Annotated in this window: 14 protein-coding genes and 1 tRNA gene; 2 read left to right on the forward strand and 13 right to left on the reverse strand. The window is 65.6% G+C overall.

All coding sequences use genetic code 11. From position 1 onward, the window contains the following. Position 1 precedes the first annotated feature (1 nt). From P273_RS0102110 to P273_RS0102125, 4 genes are all read right to left on the reverse strand, one after another. On the reverse strand, positions 2 to 9,355 hold the full coding sequence (locus P273_RS0102110; protein WP_024626843.1) for a type I polyketide synthase: 9,354 nt from the start codon (positions 9,353 to 9,355) through the stop codon (positions 2 to 4). Positions 9,356 to 9,406: 51 nt separating this feature from the next. Further along, the gene (locus P273_RS0102115) at positions 9,407 to 10,978 is read right to left on the reverse strand and encodes an acyl-CoA carboxylase subunit beta (RefSeq protein WP_024626844.1); all 1,572 of its coding nucleotides are present in this window, start codon (positions 10,976 to 10,978) and stop codon (positions 9,407 to 9,409) included. Then, the gene (locus tag P273_RS0102120) at positions 10,975 to 12,810 is read right to left on the reverse strand and encodes a biotin carboxylase N-terminal domain-containing protein (RefSeq protein ID WP_024626845.1); all 1,836 of its coding nucleotides are present in this window, start codon (positions 12,808 to 12,810) and stop codon (positions 10,975 to 10,977) included. The genes P273_RS0102115 and P273_RS0102120 overlap by 4 nt, the downstream gene beginning before the upstream one ends. A 63-nt stretch (positions 12,811 to 12,873) precedes the next feature. Further along, the gene (locus P273_RS0102125; protein ID WP_024626846.1) at positions 12,874 to 13,635 is read right to left on the reverse strand and encodes a biotin--[acetyl-CoA-carboxylase] ligase; all 762 of its coding nucleotides are present in this window, start codon (positions 13,633 to 13,635) and stop codon (positions 12,874 to 12,876) included. Between the two features lie 522 nt (positions 13,636 to 14,157). Here P273_RS0102125 and P273_RS0102130 point away from each other — a divergent pair. After that, complete coding sequence (locus P273_RS0102130) at positions 14,158 to 16,050, forward strand: DUF6020 family protein (protein WP_024626847.1); 1,893 nt, start codon at positions 14,158 to 14,160, stop codon at positions 16,048 to 16,050. Next, positions 16,047 to 17,279, forward strand: a complete 1,233-nt coding sequence (locus P273_RS09480) for a CdaR family transcriptional regulator (protein ID WP_024626848.1) — start codon at positions 16,047 to 16,049, stop codon at positions 17,277 to 17,279. The genes P273_RS0102130 and P273_RS09480 overlap by 4 nt, the downstream gene beginning before the upstream one ends. Before the next feature lie 74 nt (positions 17,280 to 17,353). Here the strand turns inward: P273_RS09480 and rplA are convergent, their stop codons facing one another. The 9 genes from rplA to rpmA all read right to left on the reverse strand — a co-directional run bounded on the left by rplA (position 17,354) and on the right by rpmA (position 24,454). Beyond that, positions 17,354 to 18,043 carry a 50S ribosomal protein L1 gene (gene rplA / locus P273_RS0102140; RefSeq protein WP_024626849.1) on the reverse strand — a complete coding sequence of 230 codons (690 nt, stop codon included), beginning with the start codon at positions 18,041 to 18,043 and terminating at the stop codon, positions 17,354 to 17,356. Positions 18,044 to 18,107: 64 nt separating this feature from the next. Beyond that, on the reverse strand, positions 18,108 to 18,539 hold the full coding sequence (rplK, locus tag P273_RS0102145) for a 50S ribosomal protein L11 (protein WP_015022451.1): 432 nt from the start codon (positions 18,537 to 18,539) through the stop codon (positions 18,108 to 18,110). 138 nt (positions 18,540 to 18,677) lie between these two features. Next, complete coding sequence (gene nusG, locus P273_RS0102150) at positions 18,678 to 19,520, reverse strand: transcription termination/antitermination protein NusG (protein ID WP_024626850.1); 843 nt, start codon at positions 19,518 to 19,520, stop codon at positions 18,678 to 18,680. A gap of 30 nt (positions 19,521 to 19,550) precedes the next feature. Next, a complete protein-coding gene (gene secE, locus P273_RS0102155) occupies positions 19,551 to 19,775 on the reverse strand; it encodes a preprotein translocase subunit SecE (RefSeq protein WP_024626851.1) in 225 nt (74 codons plus the stop codon). Between the two features lie 44 nt (positions 19,776 to 19,819). Next, a tRNA-Trp gene (locus P273_RS0102160) sits at positions 19,820 to 19,895 on the reverse strand. A gap of 129 nt (positions 19,896 to 20,024) precedes the next feature. Further along, entirely contained in the window at positions 20,025 to 21,233 is a 1,209-nt protein-coding gene (locus tag P273_RS0102165) for a pyridoxal phosphate-dependent aminotransferase (protein WP_024626852.1), read from the reverse strand. Positions 21,234 to 21,276: 43 nt separating this feature from the next. Next, a complete protein-coding gene (gene proB / locus P273_RS0102170; protein ID WP_024626853.1) occupies positions 21,277 to 22,419 on the reverse strand; it encodes a glutamate 5-kinase in 1,143 nt (380 codons plus the stop codon). Beyond that, the gene (gene obgE, locus P273_RS0102175; protein WP_024626854.1) at positions 22,416 to 24,074 is read right to left on the reverse strand and encodes a GTPase ObgE; all 1,659 of its coding nucleotides are present in this window, start codon (positions 24,072 to 24,074) and stop codon (positions 22,416 to 22,418) included. The genes proB and obgE overlap by 4 nt, the downstream gene beginning before the upstream one ends. Positions 24,075 to 24,202: 128 nt before the next feature. Then, positions 24,203 to 24,454 (reverse strand): 50S ribosomal protein L27, encoded by a 252-nt coding sequence (gene rpmA / locus P273_RS0102180; RefSeq protein ID WP_015022457.1) that lies wholly within the window; start codon positions 24,452 to 24,454, stop codon positions 24,203 to 24,205. Between the last annotated feature and the right edge of the window lie 11 nt (positions 24,455 to 24,465).

Raw genomic sequence — 24,465 nt, forward strand, 5'->3', positions numbered from 1 at the left:
CTCATCCCCGGTCGTAGTAGCCGTCGGCACCCAGGCGAGCCTGGGGATCCAGCAGCATAGCCTTCTCAATCTCGTGGCCCACATACCCGTGTCCGTCCTCATGGAAGCGGCGGTTGTCGATGGGCTCATAGAGCGGGGCCCGACCCATGCGGCCCTCCTCCAGATGGCGCTGACCAGCGGCCAGACGGTCGTTGGCCCGGCGACGCCACTCATCCAGAGCCTCCTGGCCAGAGGTCTGGAGCACGGCTGCCTCAAAGGCTCCAGGGCTGACGATGACTCCGATGCCGGAGACATGGCCAAAGCCCAGGGAAGTAACCAGCCCAGCCTTGATCCTGCCCACCTTCAGAGGCTGCTCCAGCCAGACCAGATGGTCGTCACGCCTCAGGACCGGATCCACGCAGTCCAGGGAGGCATTGGCCGGGATGACACCGGACCGGAAGAGCTGGGTGAGTCCGTTGATCTGGAAGATGCAGGCACCACCCTTGGCATGGCCGGTCAGGCTCTTCTGGGAGATGACGTAGAGCGGGTTGCCGTCCGTCCGCCCGATGGCGTGGGCCAGGGTGTTGTGCAACTCGGACTCGTTGGGGTCATTGGCATTGGTGGAGGTGTCATGCTTGGAGACCACGGCGATGTCGTCGGGGCTCACGCCCAGCTTGGCCAGCGAGCGCACCAGATCCGAGTCCTTGCCGCCCATACCCGCGGCCAGAGCCCCCAGCCCGGGTGCGGGGATGGAGGTGTGGGCACCATCCGCGAAGGAGTGGATGTACCCGACCACGCCGGCCACAGGCAGACCCATGCGCAGGGCGATGTCGCCGCGGGTTAGCAGGATGGTCCCGCCGCCCTGGGACTCCAGGAAGCCCCCGCGCCGACGATCGTTGGCCCTGGAGAAGAACCGGGGCTGGATGCCCTTGGCGTACATCTCGGCGGAGTCGGCTGTGGCGTTCATGTTGCCGAAGCCGATGACCGACTCCACGCCGATGTCGTCGATGGCGCCCGTGACTACGAAGTCCGCCTTGCCCAGGGCGATCTTGTCAGCGCCCTCCTCAAGGGAAACCGCAGCCGTGGCGCAGGCCGAGACCGGCTGGACCATGTTGCCGTATCCGCCGATGTAGGACTGCATGACGTGCGCAGCCACCACGTTGGGCAGGGCCTCCTGGAGGATGTCCGTGGGGATTTCCTTGCCCAGGAACCGGTCCAGGTAGAGCTTGCGCATGGAGGCCATGCCGCCGAAGCCGGTTCCCTGGGTGGAGGCCACCTTGGAGGGGTGCACGGCCTGCAGGATCTCGACCGGGGTGAATCCAGCCGACAGGTAGGCATCCACGGTGGTCACGATGTTCCAGAGGGCGATCTGATCCACGTCCCCGACCATGGAGGCGGGAATGCCCCACTTGACCGGGTCGAAGCCCTTGGGGAACTGGCCGCCCACGGTCCTGGACATGGTGGCCCGGCGCGGCACGCGGATGCGGGAGCCGGGCAGGCGGGTGACGGTCCACTCGCCGGACTCCTCGTCGCGGGCGATGCTGGTGTGGTCAGGATCCTGGGCCACGTACTCCTCGGCCATGTCCTTGGTGGGCACCGAGAAGGCCACGTCGTGATCCAGGAAGACGTCCACCTCCTCCTCGTTGGTGCCTTGGCGGTAGTCAGAGCCCATGCCGTCGTCGAAGGGACGGATGCCGGAGCGGGCCACCACCTGGTCGTGGTAGCGCTCGGCGATGTCCTGCTCGGGCACCAGCTCGCCGTCCGTGTCGTACCAACCCGGCTTGGGGCTGTCCTGCCACTCGACCAGACCCATGTTCCAGGCCAGCTCGAGGACAGCGGCGGCGCTCAGGTCAACCTGGCCATCCGAGTGGATGCCCATCTCGGCCTCGAAGCGGGTGCGGCCGGAGCCCCAGGGACCCATCTCGCCAATGGAGACAATGACGATCTGATCCTCGGGTCGAGCGGTCACGCCCTGCCAATCCTGCATATCCACCGGGGCCTGGGCGGGCACCCGGGGTGTGGGCAGGGCTTTGATGACCCGGTCCGGATCCTTGTCGGCATCTGCGGGCGCATCACCGGGCTTTCCGGCTGGAGCCGGTGTCGACGCATCGTCATCCTGGGCAGCCTCAGCTTTCAGGGCCTTCAGGTCCAGCGGACTGGAGCCCAGGCCACCGGTCAGGTCGGCCTTAAGCGGGGCCTTGAGAGCCTGCTGGCGGGCCTGCACAGTGCAGAGCTCCAACAGGGAATCAGCCATCTGCTCAGTGGAGTAGGTGCGGATGCCGTGGCGCTCCACCACCTGGACCAGCGGGTCGTTGCCGCCCATGAGTCCGGTGCCACGGACCCAGCCGATCAGCGGGTGGGCAAAGGTGACCCGGCCGGACCAGTCCTGCTCGGGACGGGACCGGTTGACGATGGCGTCCAGGGCGGCCTTGACCTCCCCGTAGGCTCCGTCGCCGCCGAACATGCCACGGTTGGGCGAGCCAGGCAGGACCACATGCAGACGGTGATCAACGTCGGTATCCGCCCCGATGCCGGCGAACCCGGCGATCTGGCGTTCCAGGCTCCAGAGCATGAGCCGGGCCTGGGACTCGAAGAGCCTACCAGAGTCGGCCATGGTCCCGTGCATGGCGGGGGCTGCGAAGGGCAGCAGCAGGGTGGGCTCGTAGGCGGGCTTGAGCACGGTGGTCGTAGCCCCCGTGGTCTTGCGCTGCTCATTGCCGACCCAGTCGACCAGGGCATCCACATCCCGGTAGCTGGACAGGTTGGCGGGCACGATCCAGAGACGGGCACCACCTACGGCATGGCGACGGTAGAGGTCGCGGGCCCAGATCACGGTCTGCGGCTTCAGAGAATGGCAGACGGCGATGACCGTCGCCCCGCCCTCCAGCAGGCCCGCAGCCAGAGATCCTGCGATGGACTTGGGGGCTACGCCGGTGACCACGGCCACATCCTTGGCGAATCGTGCGGCGGTCTGGTCCGAGTCGGCAGGGGTCATGGCCTGGTCAGCTATGCCGCTGAAGACCTGGGCCAGATCCTGCTCGCCGCGGTTGCGCGCCTGTTCGGCGTACCAGACGGCCTGATCATGCACCTCGCGTCCAGCTCCTACGAAGCTCAGGCGGCTGCGGTCGTCGTCATGCTCGTGGTAGATGTGAGCCAGATCCTCGCGGGCGCTGGCCCAGCGATCGTCGAAGAGGACGGCGCGCGAGGCCTCGAACCGTGGCGCCACCTGCTCGGGCCAGTCGCTGCCCAGCTCGGCATCGACGGCGGCCACGACGGCAGCGTCCTCATTCTCGCCAGGCTGGACGGTCGGAGGCTTAAGCCCCAGCTTGTCCAGGAGGAATCGTGCAGTAGAGGCCAGCACACCCTCAGAGCCGGTCACCTGGGCCGCGAAGGCATCCAGGGCGGCGGAGTCAACCACGGCACCGCCGGCAGCACCACCTGCAGAAGGCATGGAGACCGTGACGCCGTGACGCTGGGCCACCTGCTGAACGGCCTGGTCGATCAGCGCATTGGCTGCAGGCACAGTGGAGACGGCTTCGGTGGGCAGGAGCGCCAGGTCGCCGCCACGCGAAGATGCACCCTCACGGGTGTCCAGGACCAGGCTGGCCACGGTGGCCGAAACCCAGCCCGCACCCAGCTGCCAGACATCGGAGACCCGCTGCTCAACCTGCTGCAGCTTGAGGCCGGAGGGGCCGAAGAGGTCGCGGATGCGCTCACGAACGATGTCGGAGAGCACCGGGCCGAAGGGCCGATAGTTGGGGGCCACCTTGTTCACCAGGGCGCTCAGGTCGGTCATGCTGGCTTCGGCTGCGCCATCCACGCTGGCCACGCCCAGCTCGGAACTGATGTCCATCAGCAGCTGGTTGCGCCTGGAGGAGACGCCGTTGGTCAGGGTGTCGGTGGTGTCGGTCTGCCCGATCTGCTCGGGACGGATCTTGGTGGAGTAGGCCAGCAGGACGGCGATGGCATCCGAGGCCTTGAAGGGCAGGTCGGCTACATCAGCACCCGATGGACCGCCGGTCGCCGGGGCCGGAGCAGGAACCGAATCCTCGGATGCTGCAGGGGCCGGAGCCGGAGCTGGAGTCGATGCAGGTGCGGGCGCAGCAGCCTGAGCAGGTTCAGGGCTGGAGACCTGGACTGGAGCTGCGGGCTCCTCCTGAACCGGGGCCATGGGATCAGTGTCGGTCAGATAGACCCGGCTCTCGTCCCTGCCCAGGTTGTAGACGCTCACATGACGCTCGCGGAAGTCGGGCAGCTTCAGGGTCTTGGTGCCCAGGTTGGCCAGGGTGGGCGAATGGCCCAACCCTACCTCGATCAGCTGCTCCACGCCCAGGCCGCCCTGCTCGGGGGCATCGAACATGATCGCCTGGGTCTCGATCCAGCGCACAGGAGAGGCGAACTGCCAGGAGAGCAGCTCGGTCAGCAGCAGACGGCCCAGCTTCTGGTCGTCGGCCGCGTACTGATCCCAGACCTGGGGATCATCCAGCGCCTGCTTGATGCGCTCGGAAGGAACCACCTCCAGAATGGAAGCCGCGAACTCCTTGGTCATCTGGAAGGGCCGTGCAACCAGGTTGGGTATGTAGCGACCCTCCAGGCGGGAGTAGTCGATGTGCTCGGGCAGCAAGGCATCCAGGGTGTCGCGGAACTCGGGCACCCCCTTGCGCAGCAGGGTGGAGTGGAAGGGCACGTCGATGCCGGGCACGTACATGAAGGCCGGCTTGCCACCTGCCTCCTTGGCCCGGCGGTTGGCGTCGGCACGCAGATACTCCAGACCGGCGATGGTTCCGGCTATAGCATACTGCTGGCCGGCCAGGTTGTAGTTGACAATCTCCAGGAATTCGCCGCACTCCTTGGATACGGACTCCACATACTGCTTGACCCCGGAGTCGCCCACGCCGAACTGGTTGGGACGCAGGGCGCCCATCCGGTAGTTGCTGCGCCCCTGCTCGTCGCGTTCGATCAGGGAGTGCATGGTGGAACCGCGGTGGAAGACCAGCTCCAGAACCGTCTCCAGGGACATGACCCCGGCGAAGGAGCTCAGGGCGTTGTACTCGCCCAGGGAGTGGCCGGCGAAGTAGGCGGGCCAGATGTCCATGCCGGACTCGCGCAGGCGGGCGGTTTGGGCGAAGGCCACGGTGGCCAGGGCCACCTGGGTGAACTGGGTCAGATTGAGCAGACCCTCCGGATGATGATAGGTGACCCCCTTGGCCGTCAGGGTGTGCGGGTTATCACGTACCACGGCCAGGATGGAGAACCCCAGCTTGCTGCGGGTCAGCGCATCGGCCCGTTCCCAGGTCTCACGGGCGGCCGGCGACTTGGCCCGCTCGTCCAGGACCATGCCCTGCTGCTGAATCCCCTGGCCGGGGTAGACGTAGGCGGTCCGTGGTGCGCGCGCAATCGCCGTGCCGCGGGAGACCAACTGGCCGTCGATCCTGCAGGTGACCTCCAGGACCAGGCCGCCATGGCGAACCTTGCCCACACGCTCCAGGCTGATCTCCACCTTGTCGCCCAGTTGGACCATGCCATACATGTTGTAGGTCCATCCGGCGATCTCGTAGTGGACGCCCTGCTCGTCAGTGGCCTGGGCCGCGTACTGGGCGGTGGCCGACAGCCACATGCCATGCACCAGCGGTGCAGACAGGCCGGAGACCGCGGCACCCCGCTTGGAGGTGTGGATGGGGTTGAAGTCCCCGGAGGTGCGCGCGAAGGCGGTCATGTCCTTGGGAGCGGTGACAGTGACACGGCGCAGCAGCCTGCGGGGTGTGTCCACCGTGTCGGCGCTGATGCCGCCGTACTCGGGAGCCTCCTGGGGCAGCTGGTCGCTGTAGGCGCGGCCACGGATGGCGAAGCGCTCGACCTCGCGGGCCAGCACCGTCCCGTCCTGGGCGGCGTGGACCACATGGATGGTCACCACTCGGCCGGAGGCGGACTCCTGGTAGGGCTCGGCCCAGCTGGTCAGTTCAATCCGCTGGCCGGTATGCTCCAGCAGGCGCTTCTCGCTGACCTCCAGCTCGATCAGGTGGTCCAGATGGACCGCGTTGAGCAGGCCCTCGATGATGGGGAAGCCATCCACATAGACGGATCCCAGGGCTGCGTAGATGGCCGGCCAGGCCGGACCCACCAGGGCATCGGGGGCGAAGCCGGAGGGGATCAAGGCATCGGGTAGGGCACCTCCGGTGGCCGCCTCATGGTCGAAGCCCAGGTTGGATGCCAGGGTGTAGCCGGTGTGGGCCAGACCGAAGGGGTGGTCCTGGTCGTCATCGTCCTTCTCGATGACAGGCATGGCCTCCAGCTTGTCGCCGGTGATGGTGGTATTGCCGATGCCGGCTGTGTCGGCCAGCATGGCGTAGACATCCTTGGGCAGGCGGCTGCGGTCGACCACCGGGAAGAGGCCGACCTGGTCGCTCTTGATGGTCAGCGGCACGACGATGTCGCGCACCGCATGCCGGTCCAGGCCGCCGTCGGGATCGTCGTCCCAATAGGTGTCCAGGTGGATGTCCAAGTCGTAGTGCTCACCCTGGTCGTCCTGACCAGTGGCGGTGATGGTGTAATTGGGGTCGTCCATGGCCGTCCCGTAAGCCGGATTGGCCATCAGATGGCCCACCCAGGAGATGTTTGGGCTGCGGCGGATGAACTCCTGCGCATCAGCGGCGCCTGCCAGCTGGCTGTAGGCCTTGGCGGGACTGCTGTCCAGGCCGCGCACCCGGTCTATGGCCGCCTGCTCGAACCGTCCCAGAATGGAGGCCACCGGCTCGTCCACCGTGGTGATTCCCGCCACGGAGATGGGTCCGGGGATGGCCCTGACCGAGTCGGCGCCGTAACGGGGGTCCTCGGACTGCCAGAGCTGGTCCTGACCCCACCAGCGCAGCAGATCGTTGTCGATGACCGGCACGAAGGGCATGGGCTTGGGGTACTCGCGCACCAGAACGGGGAACCAGGCCACATCAGTGGGCACCACCTTGAGCTCTGCCGCTTGGGGATAGGCCTCATGCAACCGACGAAGCGCCTGCTCGGGCTCGGCCACATCCTGCCTGGAGGCGAAGATGGAGTCGAACTCGCCACTCTGACGATCGCAGACACGGGCCTCGATCCGCCGCAGCAGATGCAGGAAGCGGTCGATGTAGGTGTCGTCGGCCCAGGGGTAGGCCAGGTCGGCGAAGCGCTGGGCCCAGTCCTGGTAGGTCATAGTCTCCAGATCGCCGAAGTAGGGCTTGGCGGTCTTGTTCAGAGCCTCGATGATCTCCCCGCGACGGGTCTCCAGCTCCTCGGGGTGCTTCATGACCCGAACCAGCAGACGGCCGCACTCAGCGGAGGAGTTCTCCATCTCGTAGATGTCGGCATGCAGATGGCTCAGACCAGAGCCCACGCCTCCCACGGACTTGCCGCTGGGCACCCACTTCTCGCCCATGGGGGCGAAGGGGTCCGGATCGGGGGTGGAACTGTCGATGCCGGGGGTGGCCACCAGAGCCCGCTTGATCTCGGGATTGGTGTGGGCCTCCTTGGCGGTCATGGCCGCTGTGCCGATCATGACACCGTCCACGGGCATATCCGGCAGGTGGTAGGCGCGGGACCACTGGCCGCTGATGTAGTCCGCCGCCCGCTCAGGCGTGCCGATACCGCCGCCGGCCACCAGAACGATGTTGGGGCAGGCACGGACCTCGGCGTAGGTGGTCGAGAGCAGGTCGTCCAGGGACTCCCAGGAGTGATGTCCGCCGGCGGCTCCGCCTTCGACCTCCATGAGAATGTGGGTGGGGGCGACCTTGCGGGCGATGGCCACGACCTGGCGGATCTGATCCACCGTGCCGGGCTTGAAGGCCACGTAGGGGAAGCCCTCCTCGTTGAGCTGGCGGATCAGGGTCACGGCCTCGTCCAGCTCAGGGATGCCGGCAGAGATGACCACCCCATCGATGGGGGTGCCGGAGGCGCGCTTTTTGGGCACGATATGCTGGCTGCCGAACTGGAGGTTCCACAGGTAGCGGTCCATGAACATGGCATTGAACTCGACCGTGCGGCCCTCCTGCAGCTGGTCCTCCAGCTGAGACACATGGCGGTCGAAGACCTCGGCGGTCACCTGGCCGCCGCCCGCCAGCTCGGCCCAGTAACCGGCGTTGGCGGCTGCGGCCACGATCTCGGGCTCCACGGTGGTCGGGGTCATGCCGGCCAGCATGACCGGGGGCTTGCCGGTCAACTTGCTGAAAGCGGTCTCCACACGGGGACCTGCCGGGGTCTCAAGCAGACGGGGGGCCAGCTTGGACCAGTCCTGGGTCCGGGCCGGATCCTCCTCCATGGTGGAAAGCTGCGCGCGCCGGGCCTGGTTGGAGGCCTCGACCACCCCCACGCCGGTGCCCTGGACCAGGTTGTCCACCAACTTGCCCAGGGTCTCGCCCGGGCCCAGATCCACCAGCCAGAGGGAGGCGGCATCCTGCTGGTCCATGACCTCGGCGATCCGGCCGGCCCAGTCGGCATGGTTGAGCAGAACCTCCTCAGCCAGAACCCGGGCACGCTCGGTGTCCAGGCCGCAGCGGGAGGCCCAGTCCACGCTCAGATCCACGGCCTCCTTCATGAGCGGCGAGTGGAAGGGCAGGGTCACATCCAGGTACTCCAGAACCGGCGAGAAGGCGGTTCCACCACGGACCTTGTCTTCGCGCAGTTGGCGCTGGTGCTCACTCTCCTTGCTCGCCTCGATGGCGAAGGCGGCCAGATCCTCCGGATAGCCGGACAGGACCAGGTTGCGATCCGAATTGGTCACGGCCACGCTGATGGGGCCGCGAGCGCCAGGCACCCGGTCGACCAGGACCTCCACCTGATGACGGGTGGCGCCGCGCACCGAAAGCATGGGGGTGGCCTCACCCTGGCGGTGGATGCCCAGACGACGGGCCTGACGGGTGCCGGCCGCGCCGATCAGCATGGCGGTGGCCAGGATCTGGTCGATGGCACCCTGGGCAGCCTTGAGGGATCCGTCAGCTTGGATCTCCTGTACCATGTGGACGCCGATAATGCCCTGGGAGTGCCCCAGCAGGGCCACAGGACGGGCCTGGGCTGCGTCGTAACCCAGCTGATCCATGTCCATAAGGGCGCCCAGCTGTACCAGGGCGATGCCGGGCACGCTGACCGCCGCGTCGGCAGCAGGCCCCAGCCTGACCGGGTCAGGCTTGTAGCCAAACAGGTCCAGCTGACGGCCGTTGGTGGCCAGCAGGTCGGGCTTGACCGCCCTGAGCAGGTCGGTGGCCGCCGCCATCCGCTCCCTCAGGGCCTTGTCGATGTCGGGATCACCCTGCAGATCGGCCAGGGCCACGGTCCAGGGGTTGGACTGGCCGGCGAACATGAGCGCGTGCGGTTGCTCAGCGAGACGGTTGATGAAGAATGTACTGGTCATGATGTCCTATTCATAGAGAGTTGGGAATTGCTGATAATGACGAGGGGAAGCTCATAGAGGCTGATTGCCGTGGTGCTTGTCGTTGACCCTGACACGTTGCTTGTCCGCCAGGAGGTCCATGGCCTGAATCAGGACCGGTCTGGTCTGCTCCGGGTCGATCATGGCGTCCAGCTCGCCCATCTCCAGGGAGAGATTGGCGTTGACAGTGCTGGTTTCATACTCCTGGGCCAGCTTGTTTCGCAGCTCATCCACATCCCGACCGGCCTCCTTGGCCTCCTGCAGGTCGCGCCGGTGGATGATGTTGACCGCGCCCTGGGCTCCCAGCACGGCGATCTGCGAGGAGGGCCAGGCGTAGTTGAGATCCGCGCCGATGGCCTTGGAGCCCATGACGATGTAGGAGCCGCCAAAGGCCTTGCGCAGCACGATGGTGACCATGGGCACCTGGGCGTTGGCGTAGGCGTAGATGACCTTGGCCCCCCGGCGGATGATGCCGGCGTGCTCCTGGTCCGAGCCCGGCTTGTAGCCAGGGGTGTCAACCAGGGTGATGACCGGCAGGTTGAAGGCGTCGCAGAGGCGGACGAAGCGGGCCAGCTTCTCGGAGGACTCCACATCCAGGCTGCCTGCATCCACCATGGGCTGGTTGGCCACGATTCCCACCGGCCGGCCCTCCAGGCAGGCAAAGCCCACCACGATGGACCGGGCGTAGAGTTCCTGGACCTGAACCAGTTCGCCGTAGTCGACGATGGCGTGGATGACATCCAGCACGTCGTAGGGCTGCCGGTCGTTCTCGGGGATGACCGTGGCCAGTCGTTTGGCGGCCTGACGCTCGGCATGGCCGGAGATGAAGGCATAGCGGGGAGGCTCCTGGCCGCTGTTGGCGGGCAGATAGGCCAGGACGGTCCTGGCATAGTCGATAGCGTCGGCCTCGTCCTCACCCAGGTAGTGGGCCACCCCGGAACGGGTGTTGTGCACGTAGCCGCCGCCCAGCTGGTCCATACTGATGGTCTCGCCGGTGGCCGCCTTGACCACGTCGGGACCGGTCACGAACATGTCCGAGTTCTCCTTGGTCATGATGATCAGGTCGGTCAGGGCAGGGCAGTAGACGGCACCGCCGGCGCAGGGTCCCAGGATCAAGGAGATTTGCGGAACGAAGCCGCTGGCCTGGCAGGTCTTGCGGAAGATTCGGCCGTACTGGGTCAGGGCAGCCACACCCTCCTGGATGCGGGCGCCTCCCGAGTCGATCATGGCCACGATGGGGACCTTGATCCGCAGAGCCATGTCCATGAGCCTGCAGATCTTCTCACCCTCGGCCCGGCCCAGGGTGCCGCCCCGAACGGAGAAGTCCTGGGCGTAGACGCCGACCTTGCGCCCGTAGACCAGGCCGAAGCCGGTGATGACCGCAGAGCCCGCCCGGTCCCCGGCGATGTCGCCGCCGGCGAAGCGGCCCACCTCCTCGAAGGTGTCCTTGTCGAAGAGCAAGTCCAGGCGCTCACGGGCGGTCTGCTTGCCCTTGGCATGCTGACGGTCACGGGCGTGCTCCTCGGCCTGCTTGGCCAGGGCGGCGGCCCGGTGGATGCCCTGGCGTACCGGCTGGGCGCCCAAGGTGGATTCGGTGACGCTCATGCCTGCTCCTCCCCGCCCAGATCCAGGGTGACCAGGGTCTGGCCCGGATCCACCCCCTGGGCCACGGATACATCGATGGTCTTCACGCGACCCTTGGCCGGGGCATAGACGTAGTTCTCCATCTTCATGGACTCCAGTACCACCAGCAGGTCGCCCTTGTCTACCTCCTGGTCGGGGGCCACGTTGATGCGGGTGACCACCGCCTGCATGGTGGCCACGATGACGCCGGACCTGGCCGCATCCTGCCGGGGTGCGCCGGGCTCCTGATCGCGCAGCCCGCGCCCACGCAGGGGCTGCCGGGGCCTGGCAATGCCGCCGTGGCCGCCCATGCCGCCCATGCCGCCAAGCAGCGACTGGGGCAGGGCCAGCCTGACCCGCTTGTCGTCGATTTCCACGTTGTAGGTCTCCATGGGATCGCTATCCCGATCCTGTTCCTGGGCGGAAGCACCGGAGACCGAGGCGGGTTGGCCGCTGCCGTTGGAGGCAGGCTCCACATTCAGGTAGACCCGTTCCAGCCACTTGGTGGACACGTCGAAGGAGTGGCCATCCTCGGCGGTGAACTCGGGGTTGGTGAAGATCTTCTGGAAGAGGCCGGCCGGGGTGGGGACCCCGCTGATGCTCATCTCGCGCAGGGCCCGACGGACCCTGGCCACGGCCGCCGGGCGGTCCTGGGCGGTCACGATCAGCTTGCCCATCATGGAATCGTCCCTGGGCGAGACCGTGTCGCCCACCTCGACGCCCGAATCCACGCGGATGCCGGGACCGGAGGGCCACTGAATCGACTCGATGGTTCCTGAGCTGGGGGTCAGGTTGGTGGCCGGGTCCTCGCTGGTGATGCGCAGCTCGAAGCTGTGTCCACGGGGCGGAGGCGCCACGTTCAGGGAGCCGCCGTCGGCGATTCGAAGCTGCTCACGGACCAGATCCAGTCCGCAGACCTGCTCGCTGACCGTATGCTCCACCTGCAGCCGGGGGTTGACCTCCATGAAGTAGACGTCGTCCCTGGGGGTGACCAGAAACTCGCAGGTGCCCAGGCCCACGTAACCCACCGTGTCGAACAAGCGGCGGGAGAATCCCTCCAGCTGGGCGATCACGTCGTCGGACAGGAAGGGGGCCGGAGCCTCCTCCACCAGCTTCTGGTTGCGGCGCTGGACCGAGCAGTCCCTGGTGGAATAGACAGTGAACTGGCCATGGCTGTCCCTGCCGGACTGGGTCTCCACGTGCCGGGCCCGATCCACGAACTTCTCGATGAAGTAGTCGCCCAGGTCGCCGCCCTGAAGGGCATCGTGGTTCATGTAGAAGGTGCGCAGCTCGTCGCTGTCGTTGATCAGGGTGATCCCCCGGCCGCCGCCGCCGTCAGCCTTCTTCATCATGACCGGATAGCCGTGCTCGTCGGCGAAGTCCAGCAGGGGGCGCATGTCGGTAACGGGTTCGCTCAGGCCTGGCACCACGGGCACCCTGGCCCGCTCGGCCACCTTGCAGGCGGTGATCTTGTCGCCCAGCTCGTCCAGGACCTCCGGGTCCGGACCCACCCAGGTGATGCCCGCCTCAATCACCTTTCGCGCAAAGGAGGAGAACTCGGACAGGAAGCCGTATCCCGGGTGGAGGGCGTCAGCGCCGGCCCTGCGGGCGATGGAGACGATCAGGTCCTCGTTCAGATAGGTCTCCATATTGGTGTCCCCAGGCAAGAGGTAGGCCTCATCCGCCATCTGGGCATAGGGGGCGTCGCGATCCTGGTCGGCGTAGACGGCCACGGTGGCGATACCCATCTCCTGGGCGGTGCGCACAACCCGCAGGGCTATCTCGCCGCGGTTGGCGATCAGCAGTTTTTTCATTCCCCTCTCCTCACTGGTTGATCAAGGGTGATTGGACTGACGGAAAGTATGAACAGGATGGTGTTAGGCCCCCACAGCAGCCACTTCGGGCAGGACGCCCACGTCGGCGGTGGACACGTCAACCTGGCCGCCATCGGGCAGCCGCACCCGCAGGGAGGCATCCGGATTGATTTGCAGGGCACGGCCCTCCACGGGCTCACCGGCTACGGGAACGACCCTGACCCGCCTGCCCAGGGTCCAGCTGAGCGCGGCAATCCGCGAGCGCAGCCCCTGCGGCCCGCTCAAGGCCCTGTCCAGCGACCCGTCGAGGCCAAGGGGGGCCATCTCCCCACTCAGGTGCCAGCTGATGGCATCGACCAGGTCGTCGCGCAGGGTCTGGTAATCGGGCAGGTCCCGGTAATGGAGCTGCAGGGAGGTGGACTCCGCAATAGGCAGCGCCTGCCGGGGCAGGAAGAGGTTGATGCCGATGCCGACGGCCAGGGCCGACCAGTCCTGATCCACCCGGACCAGCTCACAGAGGATGCCCCCCAGCTTGGCCCCGCGGCAGAACAGATCGTTGGGCCACTTGAGCGTCAGAACCCGTTCAGGGTCGCCGCCGTCGGTCAGCGGGCAGCCGTGGTACTCGAGCACATCCTGCAGACCCTCCAGAGCGGCCAGACCCGCCACCATGGGCATCCATCCGCCAAAGGGCCCAGTCAGCAAGCTTGTGGGCAGCGGCAGAGCCCAAGTGGCCAGCAGGGAGCATCGGGGCTGATTGACCCAGGTTCGGGCAAGACGACCGCGGCACCGGGACTGCGCATCGGCAACCGCTACGCTCAGCGGCATGGTGCTACCCCCGGCGCCCGGCCATCGCCGAATACCTTTACTTGCGACTCTTCCCTCGTACCGTGTAGTCGTAGAAACACCCTGACGGGCATTTTTTCGAGGCGTATTTTCGGCTTTTCCCCTTGTGCCAGAGGCCAATCCCTTCACGGTCTCCGTGCTCGTTGTCGGTTCACCGCCCCCAAACAGCCGTTCGACCCGGTCGCGCGCATCCGAATACGTCGAGGCTTCCAGAGCATGAGCCACGAGCGTATTGGTCGAATCGACGGTGTCGAGCACCACGATCGAGGAGAGTACGCCACTATCCAGCGATGCCGATGGCTGCCACTTGATATTCTGATGAGGCACGCGTTCCACTATACGGCACAAGGGGTCAGCCCCGGTAGCGAACCATCCACAAAAGCGGCGGCCGGTTTTTGTATCTTTTCACAGGAGACCCTTGGACAGGTCTGAGCGCATCCTCGGATGGGCACTGGATAAAATGGGGAAACCGTACACCAGGAATGGCCCGCGAAAGGGGTTCTTTTGAGCGCAGACAGCGGAAGGGCGCAAGCGAGAGAGGCAGGCGAGCAACCTGCGCAGACTTCGGCCCTGCAGACCGTCAGGCCTGGGTCTCGTGCATCCCGGACCGTCGGCCTGGTCCTGGCCCTGCTGGCCTGTCTCTGGATTGCCTGCTGCACCGGGCTGGGCCCCATCTACCGTCAGGAAGGTTCGATAACAGAGGTGGGCCTGTTCCATGTGCTGATCATGCTGGGAACCCTGGCCGTCTGTTTGGCTCTGGTTCTGGCCTGCCGCCGGATTCTGCTGGGTTGCGAACCCCTACGAATGCCACAGCGGCTGACCGCCTTGGCGCAGCGCCCACGGATGCGTGCCTACGCGGCCTTCATCACCCGGCAAACCAGCGGCTGGCGGCCCATCATGCGCCTGCTCCTGCTGGGCTGGGCCTGGGCCTTTCTTACCCTGCTGGCCGCTTACGGGGCCGACCTGTACGCCCAGGCCCAGGAATGCGCCAACTTCCTGGCCCAGCTGCAGGGCGATCAACCCCCCTACGGCAGCAATGCCTTCACCCAGATGGACGTCTACCCCATCGGCCACTACCTATTGCCGGGACACCCGGTATTCTTGACCGACCAGCACAACATGGTGCTGACTCTGGTCTACGGGATGACCATCATGGCCTCCAACCATCTGACCGGATCCTATGATGCCGGCATCGTCCTCCTGGCAGGGCTGCAGGTGATCTTCGCGGCCTTCTGCTGCGCCGTCACCGCCGACCGCTTCCTGCGCGGCAAGGGAACCGAACAAGTCGGGGCTCTGGCCCGCACTCTGGTCATGCTCTTCTTTCTCTTCTCCCCCTTTGTGGTCTTCAGCACCTTCAGCCTGACCAAGTCCCCCCTCTTCGCCTTCGCCTTCATCTGGTGGTTCGGCATCTGGCACCAGCTGGAGTCAGAGGACAGGGACTCGCCTCACTATGCCAGCCAAGCGGCCCGGTTGCGGCCTGCCCTGGCCTTGAGCACCCTGATCATGCTGATCAGTGCCAAGTACGCCCTCTACATCGTTCTGGCCCAGCTGATCCTGGCCCTGATCATCCACCGTCGCCAATGGGCCACCATCCTTATTGGACTCCTGTTGCCCCTGGTCCTGTTCACGGGGGTGACCGGGACCCTGACGGCCACAGGAACGGTCATCCAGGGTGACCCTGTGGAGAGCCGCAGCATCCAGCTGCAGCAGATCGCCCGGGTGGCCCAGCGCAATCCCCAGGGGATTCCGGCCCAGGCAAGGGCCGACCTTGAGCCCATCATGGATCTGGACAATGCCGCCATCCAGTACACCCCCTGGGAGGCCGACCGGGTCAAGTCCTCGGGCAACCAGCCCAAACTGATCGTCTATCGCTGGAGAACCGTCACGCCCGAGCAACTGTCCCGGCTGAACCGGGCCTGGCTACAGGTGGGACTGCGCAACCCGGTGATCTACCTGGATGCTTTCATGGCCGAGTCCTACGGCTACTTCGACCCCGGTGACCCCGCCTACGTGGCCATGTCCTATTACCTGAACAATGGCTACGTGCAGAACTCAGGCTCCTGGCTGGCGGCCTGGTGCCATGACTGGCGCAACGGGGTGACCGGATTCGTCAGAACCTGGGCCGACACCCCTCTGCTGGGCCTGGTGGCACGGGCCAACTTCTGGGTGGTGGCCGCCCTGCTGCTGATCGTCGCCCGACTGGCAGCCGGCCACTGGCGCGGGATGCTGTGCTGGTTCCCCCTCCTGCTGATCATGGGGGTCATGATCACCGCCCCAGCCAACAACTTCGAACGGCACATGCTGCCGGTGGACATGGTGGTGCCCTTCCTGATCCTGGACATGGTCCGGCAGAGCCGCCGCGCCCGCGCCGAAAACCTGATGGACCAGCCGTCATGATCGGCAAGTCGAAGCGGCCCAGGCCGCAGGACGACGACCCTGCTGAGGCGCAGCAAGCTCACTGGGCACCTGCCGCTTCCGATACCGCCATGGAGCAGATTCTCCGGAAGACACTGGACCATCTGGATGAGACACTGCCTTGGGCCAGGTCCCTGCCCGCCGATGGCCGCAGAACCTTGGAGGGGGCCATTCGAACAGCTCTGGATGACCTGCTCTCCCGACTTGACGCCCGAGGCACAGAAGGCAGTGAAGTCCCCTCCCCCGTACCAGCCGAGCTTTCCCGGAGCCTGGGCCCGCACCGGGCCATGGAGTTGACCCGGGTCATTCTGGACATGCTTGAGGAGGCGGGCCGGACCATGGGGACCGAGGGGGAACGGTCCACGCTGGTCTACATCCGTCATGCCGCCACCGCAGCAGCCGCTCTCTACGCCGACCTGGCTGAAGCAAGAAACGGACGCAAGGCCGCAACGGAGTCGAGGATCATCCGGCATTTGATTGAGCAAACGGCGGATACACGGACCGTTGACGATCTGGCACGGCTGGGCTGGCCGACCGAATTCGACTGCTTCGCCGTCGTCGGCGAGGCCCAAGGCAACGATGAGGGGCAGGGCATGGAGAACGCCCGTCATCCCATCCACACCACGGTGGCCCGTCAAGGCGGCAGGGCACTGGTGGGCGAGAACGAGGGGCTCATGGTGGTTCTGATCGACCCAAACCGCTCGGGCACCCCGGTCGACTTCTGCGCATCCATCCTGCACTTCTTTGCTGAGGAGTCAGCTGTCTGCCTGGGATCTCTCCACCATGGGATCTCCGGTGCGGGCGCCTCAATACGAGCCGCCCTGAGCACACACGAAGCAGCCCCGGCCGTGGCCGATCCCATCACCTCCGCCCTGCCCAGGCCACTGCACGCCGACGACCTGCTGCCCGAACGAGCCCTGAACGGGGACAGGGACGCTGCCGACCAGCTCTACCAGGAGGTCTACCTGAGCCTGGCCGGCCAGGATCCGGACGGGCCCCTGCCGACCACCCTGCTCACCTTCCTGCGCTCGGGCAACTCGCTGGAGGTCACCGCCAAGAAGCTGGGCATCCATCCCAACACCGTGCGCTACCGGCTCAGGCGCTGCGTGGAGGTGACCGGCTGGGATGCCATGGATCCGCGTGAGTCCTTCGTCCTCCAGGCAGCCCTGATCATCGGCAGGATCCGCAGGTCGCACCCGGACGCCGACTGACTGGTGCCGAACCAGGATATAAAAAGAGCGGGGACCCGAAGGTCTCCCGCCCAGAAATATACAGCCGAACCGACTCAGAGCACCGCGATGTCCAGGGGAACACCCGGGCCCATGGTGGTGGTGACGGTGGCCTTGGTGATGTAACGGCCCTTGACCGTGGCCGGCTTCAGACGCTTGATCTCCTCGTCGACCGCGTGGAAGTTCTCCTCCAGAGCCTGCTGCTCGAAGGAGACCTTGCCCACGGGGAAGCTCAGGTTGCCGTTCTTGTCCACACGGAACTCGATACGTCCGGCCTTGATCTCGGTGACCGCCTTGGCCACATCCATGGTCACGGTGCCGGTCTTGGGGTTGGGCATGAGGCCACGGGGACCCAGGACACGGCCCAGACGGCCGACCTTACCCATCATGTCGGGGGTAGCCACCACGGCATCGAAGTCCAGGTAGCCGCCGGCGACCCTGGTCACCAGCTCGTCGTCGCCCACCTCGTCAGCTCCGGCCTCGGCGGCTGCGGTCGCCTGGGGACCACGGGCGAAGACCAGGACGCGCACGGTCTTGCCGGTGCCGTTGGGCAGGCTGACGGTGCCACGGACCAGCTGGTCGGCCTTACGGGGATCCACGTTCATGCGGTAGACGGCCTCTACGGTCTCGTCAAACCCGCGCTTGGGCATGCTCTTGAGTAGAGCGATACCCTCTTCGGGGGTGTACAGGTTGGTGCGATCGACCTTCTCGGCCGCCTCGCGGTACTTCTTGGAACGCTTGGTCATCTGCTTCTCCTATCAGCAGTCGCGGTGCGGGCAAGCGTATGCCCTACCGCTCACAACGGAAATTTCAGTCGGTGACGGTGATGCCCATGGAACGGGCAGTGCCTTCGATGATCTTCATACCGGCCTCGACGTCACGGGCCGACAGATCCTCCATCTTGGTCTGGGCGATCTCACGAACCTGGGCCTTGGTGACGGAACCCACCTTGGTGGTCAGCGGGTTGCCTGCACCCTTGGAGACACCGGCGGCCTTGCGCAGCAGGTCAGCTGCCGGCGGAGTCTTGGTGATGAAGGTGAAGGAACGATCCTCGTAGACGGTGATGATGCAGGGGATGACCTGGCCCATCTTGTCCTTGGTGGCATCGTTGTACTGCTTGCAGAAGTCCATGATGTTCACGCCGTGGGAGCCCAGTGCAGGACCCAGCGGGGGTGCAGGGTTGGCCTTGCCGGCCTCAATCTGCACTTTGATCAGCGCGGTGACTTTCTTCTTTGCAGCCATATGCTGGTTCTTCTTTCTACGAAGCGGTGATGTCGGAGACCGTAAGTCCCCTCCCGCAACCTGTTCTTTCCAAATGCGCTCCACAAGGGGGCACAAGCTTGACGATTATCGCATCGACCGAGGACCGGCCGAAAGCTTTCAGACGATCTTTTCGACCTGGTCGAAGCCCAGCTCCACAGGAGTGTCCCTGCCGAAGATGGAGACCAGTACAGTCAGCTTCTGGGTGGTGGGCTCCACATCGGAGACCACGGCAGCCATAGTGGCAAAGGGCCCTTCGGTGACGGTGACCTGATCGCCGACGGCGTAGGAGACCTCCACCGTGCGCTTCTTGGCGGCCTCAGGCTTGTCCCCAGCGGCCTTCAGCGCCTCGGAGGCAATCATGGGGGCCATCATCTGGACGACCTCCTTGCGGGTCAGCGGAGCCGGTTCCTTACTGGGGCCGACGAACCCGGTGACGCCTTCGGTGTCGCGGATGATGCGGCGGGCGTTCTCGTCGGGCCACATGCGAATCAGCACGTAGCCGGGCACACGCACACGGGTGACGACCTTCTTGCCCTTGTCGGTGTGCTTCTCGACCTCCTCCATGGGGATCTCCACCTGGAAGACCTTGTCCTCCAAGCCGAAGGAGGCCACACGGGACTCCACGTTGGCCTTGACGCGCTTCTCATAGCCTGAGTAGGTGTGCAGAACGTACCACTTGCCCTCAAGAGTGCGCAGCTTCTTGGAGAACTCGTCCACGGCACGCTGACCGGGATCCTCCTGGTCGGCCTGATCGTCGGAATCGGAAGAATCGTCCTGAGTGTCCTTGGCCTGGGCGGATTCGGCAGGGGTGCTGTCCTGCTCGGCCTGCTCCGAAGAGGTTCCGAGCTGCTGATCCTGAACCTGGGTATCCTCCTGCGTGGGGGCATCATTGGATGCCGACGGGGCCGACTCAGCGGCCTGATCGGGGTCCAATCCCTCTCTGGTCAGATCATCACTCATGGATCACTCCACCTTCTACCTTGTCACGGCTCAGCCAAATATCAGGAAAGCCAGTTTACCCAGCCCGAAGTCCATCACGGTCACGAAGATCATCAGCAGCAGCACAAAGATGAAAACGGCCACGGACCAGCCCACCAGCTCCTTGCCTGTGGGAGTCACCACCTTGCGGATCTCATCGATGACCTGCTTGATGAAGAGCCCGATACGCATGAAGAAGTTCGGCCTGGCTTCCTCAGCCCCATCCTTCTGTGCCATGGTCATCCGTCCTTCGTTTGTTCTGCATCATCTGCTGCAAGCCTTGGCAGGGAAGGCGGGACTCGAACCCACAACCTACGGTTTTGGAGACCGTTGCGCTACCAATTGCGCCACTTCCCTATCGGAACTTCCCACCAGCTTACTCGGCAGGGAGGAAAAACCGCCAAATCGCAAGTTTAGCCTAAAGGGCGGATTGCGTCCAACCGTGTTGCCCCGACAGCATTTCGTCCAAGAGTCGGATGAGCCGGATCAGGCGCTGACCCAGTCCGCGAGGCGCCGCATACCCTCAGCCAGGTCGTCGTCTGCCAACGCGTAGGAGAAGCGCAGACAGCCGGGCGCGCCAAAGGCCTCACCGGGCACGGCAGCCACCTGGATCTGCTCCAGGATGACCTCGGCCAGCTCACCCGAGGTAGCACAGGCCGTGCCTTGCGGGCCCACTGGCCGATTCAGCAGACCGGTCACGTCGGCGAAAGCATAGAAGGCGCCCAGGGGTTCAGGGCAGGTAACCCCCTCCATGGCATTCAAAGCATCCACGATGGCCCGCCGACGCAGGGCGAAGGCCGACCGCATGGCTTCCACGTCCTTCAGGCCGCCGGTCAGGGCAGCCAGAGCCGCCTGCTGGGAGACGTTGGCCACGTTGGAGGTCATATGCCCCTGAAGCTTGGCGGCCGCCTGTGCCACCGGCAGTGGGGCAACCAGCCAGCCCACCCGCCAGCCGGTCATGGCATAGGTCTTGGCCACACCGTTGACCACGATCAGTTGATCGCGTACCTGCGGCACCAGAGCGCCCGGATAGGGGGTGTGTGCCCCCTGGTAGGTCAGATGCTCATAGATTTCGTCACTGATCACCCAGATCTGGTGCTCCATGGCCCAGCGGTCCACGGCAGCCACCAGGTCAGCGGGCCAGACAGCCCCGGTGGGGTTGGCAGGCAGGTTGAGAATGATGGCACGGGTGCGCTCGGTTCGGGCTGCCTCCAACTGCTCCAGGCTGGGGATATAGCCTTGGTCGGCTCCGCTCAACACCGGGACCGGCCGACCGCCAGCCAGCAGAACCATCTGGGGATAGCTGGTCCAGTAGGGCGCAGGAATAATAACCTCATCGCCGGGGTTCAACAGGATCTGGAAGGTCTCGTAGACGGCCTGCTTGCCGCCGTTGGTGACCACCACCTGATCCGGGTCGATCTGGTAGCCCGAATCGCGCAGGGTCTTGTCGGCAATGGCCTGCTTGAGTTGGGGCAGACCCGCCGTGGGCGTATAGCGGTGGTTGCGCGGATCCAGACAGGCGCGGGCCGCCGCCTGCACGATGTGGTCAGGCGTGGGAAAGTTGGGCTCGCCGGCGCCGAAGCTGATCACATTCATACCCTGGGCCTTCATGGCCTTGGCCTTTGAATCCACGGCCAGGGTGGCACTGGGGGCCACCGCATCTATGCGTCTGCTCAGGGTCTGCCATTGCGCCATAGTCATGTTGCCATGGTACCGCCCAGCACCCCCAGGGCTGTGCTCAGACCAGAACCAGAGAGTCCCGATGCACCAGCGGGTGGGCATAGTGGGCACCCAGTCGGCGGCGGAGCTCCTTGGTATTGAGACCCAGCATGTCCTGAGCCTCCTCGGAGTCGTAGCCGGACAGGCCCTTGGCCACCTGGCGACCAGACTCATCGTGGATCCAGACCGGATCCCCGGCCGAGAACTCACCCTGGACCGATCTGGCACCAGCCGCCAGCAGACTGGCCCGACCGCCACGCAGGGCTTCGACAGCCCCCTGATCCACCAGATAGCCACCCCGGGGACGGGAGGCGAATTTGATCCAGAGCCGGTGCGAGGAGCCCCGCGGACGGATGGGGGCGAAGAGGGTGCCTACACTGTCACCGGCCAAGGCAGGACCTGCAAGGTCGGCGCGGGTCAGGACCACGGGCATGCCGGAGGCCGCAGCAATTCGTGCCGCCTCCAACTTGGTGGACATGCCCCCGGTCCCCAGCCCGGAGACGGACCCCTGGGCATCTACCTGATCCATGATGGCTGCCACATCGGGCACGAAGCTGATTCTGCGGGCACTCGGCCGTGATGGAGGCTCGGTGTAGAGGGCATCCACATCAGTCAGCAGGACCAGAGCGTCGGCGCTGACGATGTTGGCGATCAGGGCCGAAAGATGGTCGTTGTCGCCGAAGCGTATCTCGTTGCTGGCCAGGGCATCGTTCTCATTGACGATGGGGATGACCCCCAGATCCAGCAGACGGCAGAGGGTGCGCCGGGCGTTGCGGTACTGAACGGCATGGGTGGTGTCACGGGCGGTGATCAGGATCTGGCCAACCCGCAGGCCATAACGGGCGAAGGCAGTCTCGTACTGGGCCATGAGCAGACCCTGGCCCACCGAGGCCGTAGCCTGCTGGGTGGCCACGTCATCAGGGCGTTGGTCAAACCCCAGGGTGCCGAAGCCGGCTGCGATGGCCCCGGAGGTGACCAGGACCAGGCGAGCACCATTGACGGCCGCAGAGGCCAGGGCACCCACTAACGAACGCAGGCGGTCAAGGTCCAAGTGCCCGTGAGGATCGGTCAGGGAGCTGGATCCTACCTTGACCACCATGGTGCGGGCCTGGGCCACCCGGGAGCGGACCGCGGCCTCGTCGGATTCCTCCCCGCCGGTCATTGCCCAGCCTCCTCCGAGCGCCCCAGCAGACCCTGCCTGTCGTGGGGATCATCGTCCACGGAAGGATCGGCCCAGTGTCCCTGGCGCCGCTCCTGCTCCATGACCTGACGCACCGCCTGCCGGGCATCCATCATCTGGTGGTACTGGCGGCGGCGTTCGCTGTTGGTGCGGCGGCGGTTGAGCCCCTGGCTCTCCTCCAGACGCAGGTCACGGCCCCGGGCCACCTGGGGAGTGCCGTCCAGCATTTCGGCGCCGGCCGCCACGCTCGGATCCCAGTCGAAGGCCACCGCATCATCGCCAGGACCGATGCGGACCTCGTCCCCAGGTCTGGCTCCAGCCTTGCGTAGGGCATCCTCCACACCCATCCGGGCCAGGCAGTCGGCCAGGTATCCCACGGCCTCCTCGTTGTCGAAGTTCGTCTGGCGAACCCAGCGCTCGGGCTTGGCGCCGCAGACCCTGAACCAGGTCTGTCCGGACCTGGTCTGGTGTCGCTCAAGGGTGAAGTCCCCGGACTGGTCGGCATTCCTGCGCCGACGTTCCAAGGGACGGATGACCACGCGTTCCTCCTGCCTGGCCTCCTGCTGCTCCCGCAGCTGCCTGCGCAAGCGGTCCACCAGACCGGCCAGGTAGTAGCCCAGTTCCTTGAGCCCCTGATGCGAGGCTGTTGAGACCACGAAGACCTTGAGGCCCAGGGCTTCGAAGTCGGGGCGGACAAATTCGGCCAGTTCACGGGCCTCCGGCAGATCAGCCTTGTTGAGGATGATCACCCTGGGCCGCTCGGCCATGGGGATGACCCCCAACGGAAGCTCCAGGCGGTCGGCATAGCGGGAAAGCTCCTCCTCCAGGGCTCGGTAGTCGCTCATAGGGTCCCGTTCGGGCTCCAGGGTGGCGCAATCGATGACGTGGGCGATGATCTCAGTGCGCTCGATATGCCGCAAAAACTCCAGCCCGAGGCCCTTGCCTTGGGAGGCCCCCGGGATCAGCCCTGGCACGTCGGCCATGGTAAAGCGGCTCTCCCCTGCCTGGACCACGCCCAGGTTGGGCACCAGGGTCGTAAATGGATAGTCGGCGATCTTGGGCCTGGCCGCGCTCATGGCCGCCACCAGGCTGGACTTGCCTGCGCTGGGGAAACCCACCAGAGCCACGTCGGCGATGGATTTGAGCTCCAGCACCAGGTCGCGCTCCTGCCCGGGGTCCCCCAGCAGGGCGAAGCCGGGAGCCCGCCTGGCCTTGGTGGCCAGGGAACGGTTGCCCAGGCCTCCCACGCCGCCCTGGGCCGCCACGAACCGGTCGCCTGCATGAGCCAGGTCAGCCAGGCGCTCACCAGGTTGCTTGCGCTCGCCCTGGCCTCCCTTGGCGGTGAAGACCACAGTGCCCACCGGCACTGGCAGAATCAGATCCTGGCCGCGGCTACCGTCCTTGTCGCCGCCCAGACCCATGGTGCCCGATTCGGCCTGGCGGTGCGGCAGGAAGCGGTAGTCAAGCAGACTAGTGGCGTTGGCATCGGCCTGAAGAATGACCGAACCGCCCTGGCCGCCGTCGCCCCCATCGGGCCCGGCCAGGGGCTTGTATTTCTCGCGGCGGATGGAGGAAGCCCCATTGCCGCCATCGCCACCCTTGACATGGACGGTGACCTGATCCACAAATGCGCTCATAGGGGCCCATGGTACTCAATCCGGCCTGACATGCGGCCCCTGAGAGCTGAATGCCCGGCATCTTCATACATATGCAAAAAGGCCACCCCATGACAGGGATGGCCTTTGGCTGATGCCTATAAAGGCAATCAGGCGGTAAGCACGTCAACGACCTTGCGGTCACGCCGGTTGGCGAACCGAACCGTTCCGTCCGTCAGGGCGAAGAGGGTGTGGTCCTTGCCCAGGCCGACGTTCTGGCCGGGATGGAACTTGGTGCCACGCTGGCGAACGATGATGTTGCCGGCCACTACGGCCTCGCCGCCGAACTTCTTGACGCCCAGGTACTGTGCATTCGAATCGCGCCCGTTGCGTGAGCTGGACGCGCCCTTCTTATGTGCCATGTCTGGTTCCT

It is taken from the genome of Bifidobacterium sp. A11, assembly GCF_000499185.1.
GTDB lineage: Bacteria > Actinomycetota > Actinomycetes > Actinomycetales > Bifidobacteriaceae > Bombiscardovia > Bombiscardovia mizhiensis.